Here is a 4094-nt window from a genome sequence, read left to right as displayed (position 1 = left end):
GCTCGTACTCCTACATTAAATTTTGATCGCGGCACATTAATTTTGCATCCACCACCACGCGGCAAAGGTTGGATGGATTATGCTACATGGGATGATAGAGTTGAGAAATTCCGCATTCCCGCAATTAGATATCGATCGCTAATGGAAGCACTACAAGCGGAAGATGTGAATTTTATCGATGAGGCGAAGCAATTTTATCCTGTAGATTTGGTTCCTAGTCTGGAAATGGAACCCTATCCTCACCAAACTGAAGCGCTAGCAGCTTGGAAACTGGCGGGTAGACAAGGGGTTGTTGTGCTCCCCACGGCGGCAGGAAAGACTTATTTGGCGCAAATGGCGATGCAGTCAACGCCGCGCACGACGCTAATTGTCGTGCCAACTTTAGATTTAATGCATCAGTGGTATGCACACTTGGTAGCCGCTTTCCCCGATGCTGAGGTGGGATTGCTGGGTGGTGGTTCGCGGGATAGAACGGCAATTCTCGTTGCAACTTATGATAGTGCAGCAATTCACGCTGAGACGCTGGGAAATCAATATGGTTTGATTGTTTTTGATGAATGTCATCATTTACCCACAGATTTTAATCGGGTGATTGCTGAATATGCGATCGCACCTTATCGCTTGGGACTCTCCGCTACACCAGAACGCACCGATGGTAAACACGCTGAGTTAAATATCCTCATTGGTCAAGAAGTATATCGCAAACGCGCCGAGGATTTGGCGGGGAAGGCGTTAGCAGAACATGAAATTGTCCAAATTAAAGTAAAGTTATCGCAACTTGAGCGGGAAAGATACAATCAACTAATTCAAACCCGCAATGATTTTTTAAAGCAATCAAAGATTTCTTTGGGAAGCCTTCAGGGTTGGCAAATGTTCGTGCAAATGAGTGCTAGATCGCAATCTGGACGTAGAGCTATGTTAGCACATAGAGAAGCGAAAGATATCGCTTTGGGTACTGATGGGAAGTTGCGAATTTTGATTGATTTATTGGCAGAACATTATCCGGCGAGAATTTTGATTTTTACTGCCGATAATGCCACGGTTTATCGCATTTCTCAAGAGTTACTAATTCCGGCAATTACTCATCAAACTCCTGTGAAAGAACGCCATGAGATATTAACAAAGTTTCGAGAGGGTAAATATAATACTTTGGTTGCTTCTCATGTGTTGAATGAAGGAGTTGATGTACCGGCGGCAACTGTTGCGATTATTTTATCGGGAACGGGTTCGGCTAGAGAGTATACTCAGCGATTGGGTAGGATTTTACGGAAGGGGAATATTGAGAATAAGCAGGCGATTTTGTATGAAGTGGTGGCGGAGGATACGAGTGAGGAGGGAACTTCGGCTAGGCGGAGAGGGGAGAGGATAATAGGACAAGGGGACAAGGAGACAAGGGGACAAGGAGAGAAGAAGGGGAATTTGCAGGTTGTGTATGGGAGTGGGAAGGAACGGAGTTTGAAGGCTGCGGAACAGTTAGAAATTAATTATTCAACCGGAAGTTCAAAATCTAAAATCCAGAATTCAGATGTTACCGACAGATTTACTGATGCATCGCCAAAACGGGGAGGAGATTATCCCGAAGAGACTGAAGATTGATAACAAAACTTCAGAGTTGGCAATTGAGTTAATTAATTATTTTCAATCAGCAGTGGGGAAAACTCAAGGTGTGCTTGAGCGACAACTGACTGATTTTGAAGGAGATTCTACAGATTATCGGGTGAAGCGGGGATTAGCTTATATTCTCAAAAGCAGTTTTTGCACTTTTGAGGTGGTAAGTCCTTTGGAACCACAAATGTTAAGAGAACGGGTGTTTTCATTAGCTGCAAAATCGGTTTCTAGTCGAGAATCAACACAAGTTACTCTGAGTAAAATTGCTGATGAGTTAACTCAAGAACTTGAGCGGGAAGTTTTATTAGAACAGGTTCGGAATGGACTCTATGCTGATTTATCTGAAAATAAAATTTTGACAGTGTTTGATGCACCAACAGCGCCAGATGTGTTAAATCGATATAACTTATCTCAAGTACAGGGTGTATTTTATAAAGCCAGTAAGTTAGTGTTAAATGCTCACCGGAATGTTCCGGGAGAATATAAGCTGTTATTTCGCTATCTGAAGTTGTTTCAATTGATGGCTTATATTGAGGGCGATGCTGACCACGGGTTTACAATTACCATTGATGGGCCGACGAGTTTATTTAATCCTAGTACGCGATATGGGTTAGCGATCGCTAAACTTATTCCCGCTTTACTTCACGTTACTAAATGGAGTCTTTCGTCCATTCTCCAAACCCGCGACGCTTATACAGATACTTGGAAAACTGGACGTTTTACTCTCAATTCTGAATGTGGTTTGGTATCCCATTATCCACCAGGGAAGCCCTACGATAGTATGCTAGAAGCATCCTTTGCTGATAAGTGGGATGCCCTGAAAAGTGGTTGGGCGTTAGAGCGAGAAGTTGATTTGATACCAATCCCTGGTAGTGTAATGATTCCCGATTTTCGCTTAGTACATTCTGATGGACGCACATTCTTATTAGAAATTGTTGGTTATTGGCGACCAGAATATTTACAAAAGAAGTTTTCTCAAGTGCGACGGGCTGGACGTGATGATTTGATTTTGGCAATTTCCGAACGACTTAATTTAGAAAAGGCGGGAGTAAAATTAAATGATGTCCCCGCCAGAATTGTTTGGTTTAAAGATAAGTTATTGCCGAAAGCTGTGTTAGCTGTAATGGATTGAACAAGGGGACTGGGGGTTGGGGACTAGGTACTGGGGAGGAAAGAAGAAGTTTTCATTCTTCTCCTTGCTTCCTGATCCTCTGCATCTTCAGCCCAATCCCTAGTCCCTAATCCCCAGTCCCTAGTCACTTTGAACAAGGAGGAATAAGATGAAATCTATAGAAACAATTGCCACAGTTAGCAAAGATGGTAAGATTACAGCGCAATTACCATTGGATATTCCAGAAGGTGAGCATCAGGTAGTAATAGTAATTGATGAAAAGCCATTGGCAGAGAAAGCAGAGAGCAAGGAAAAGCGTCCTCCTCTAAATTTTCCTGTGCATAATTGTGGTCTTTGGCCTGAGAATCTTTCTCTAAGACGTGAGGATATGTATGGTGATTGGGGACGGTGATCCTGTTTTTATCGACACAAATATCTTGGTGTACGCTAGTCAGATTCAGTCTCAATTTTACCAATCTGCTATGCAGGCTATCCAAGATTCTTATGATGCAGGGGTTGATTTATGGATTAGCCGACAAGTGTTGCGGGAATATTTGGCTACCCTTACACGTCCGCAACAATTGACTAACCCACTACCGATTGCAATAGTAATTCAGGATATCCGCTATTTCGAGAGCCGCTTTCGCGTGGCTGAAGATAATTCTCAGGTAACAGAAAGGTTACTGAGGCTCATGGAGGAAATTCCTAGCGGTGGTAAGCAAGTTCATGATGCAAACATTGTCGCCACAATGCTAGTTTATAGCATTCCTCAGTTACTCACTCACAACATAAGTGATTTTGCAAGATTTTCTGGGTTAATTACTGTTTTGCCATTACAAGGTTAACGCCGTGTGCGACTTTATCTCAAACCTAACCCCCAACCCCTTCCCTACTAGCGTTGGGGAGCAAGAATCAAAGCCTCTCCCCGAAACGGGGAGAGGTTTGGAAGTGGGGTTTCAAGAATAGGTTGCATATCGCGTAGGTTAGATTGCTTGTGTTGCTACTGGTAGAAAATTCACTTTACGTTACGAAATGCAGTATTTCGGTAATTATGCAATCCTATTAGTTAACCCCAAATACTTCTGCGTTCCCAATATTGTGCAACTCTTTCTTCCCACTGCTCCCAATAATCTTTAATGACTGCTGATTCAAACCAAAATACCTCTGCTGGCATTTCTGGAATTGCTACTACCAAGAGAGCGTGCTTTATCTGAATACCATAATCTTGATAATATTCGTTAGCTGCTCCTATATATGCTGTAAGTTGCAGTGGATGTTCATATAAATGCTCAATTGAACCTTTGGGTTTGTCTGCTGTTTTCCACTCGCAAATACAGGGAATACCTTGATAGCTGGCAATACAATCAACTTTGCC

Annotated in this window: 5 protein-coding genes; 4 read left to right on the top strand and 1 reads right to left on the bottom strand. The window is 42.7% G+C overall.

Features of this window, described 5'->3' with window-relative positions; translation table 11 throughout:
- The 4 genes from VE944_RS25890 to VE944_RS25875 all read left to right on the top strand — a co-directional run.
- Positions 1 to 1596 (top strand): DEAD/DEAH box helicase family protein (locus tag VE944_RS25890; RefSeq protein ID WP_324983902.1); only part of this gene is annotated, 1596 nt, incomplete at its 5' end.
- Positions 1526 to 2740, top strand: coding sequence for a DUF790 family protein (locus tag VE944_RS25885; RefSeq protein ID WP_324983900.1), 1215 nt, complete (start codon positions 1526 to 1528; stop codon positions 2738 to 2740). The genes VE944_RS25890 and VE944_RS25885, both read left to right, overlap by 71 nt.
- A gap of 148 nt (positions 2741 to 2888) precedes the next feature.
- Complete coding sequence (locus tag VE944_RS25880) at positions 2889 to 3131, top strand: hypothetical protein (RefSeq protein WP_324983898.1); 243 nt, start codon at positions 2889 to 2891, stop codon at positions 3129 to 3131.
- Positions 3112 to 3564 carry a type II toxin-antitoxin system VapC family toxin gene (locus VE944_RS25875; RefSeq protein WP_324983895.1) on the top strand — a complete coding sequence of 151 codons (453 nt, stop codon included), beginning with the start codon at positions 3112 to 3114 and terminating at the stop codon, positions 3562 to 3564. Before VE944_RS25880 ends, VE944_RS25875 begins: the two co-directional genes overlap by 20 nt.
- Before the next feature lie 221 nt (positions 3565 to 3785).
- Here the strand turns inward: VE944_RS25875 and VE944_RS25870 are convergent.
- Positions 3786 to 4094: PD-(D/E)XK nuclease family protein (locus VE944_RS25870; protein WP_324983892.1), on the bottom strand; the 309-nt coding region annotated here is incomplete at its 5' end.

The organism is Nostoc sp., assembly GCF_035638895.1.
Lineage (GTDB): Bacteria > Cyanobacteriota > Cyanobacteriia > Cyanobacteriales > Nostocaceae > Nostoc.
The sequence above is the reverse complement of the archived record's forward strand: the minus strand, read 5'-3'. Positions and strand labels throughout refer to the sequence as shown.

Bases quoted from the DNA above. Each gene is read 5' to 3' on its own strand.
- VE944_RS25885 (WP_324983900.1), top strand. From the start codon at position 1,526: ATGTTACCGACAGATTTACTGATGCATCGCCAAAACGGGGAGGAGATT.
- VE944_RS25880 (WP_324983898.1), top strand. From the start codon at position 2,889: ATGAAATCTATAGAAACAATTGCCACAGTTAGCAAAGATGGTAAGATT.
- VE944_RS25875 (WP_324983895.1), top strand. From the start codon at position 3,112: ATGGTGATTGGGGACGGTGATCCTGTTTTTATCGACACAAATATCTTG.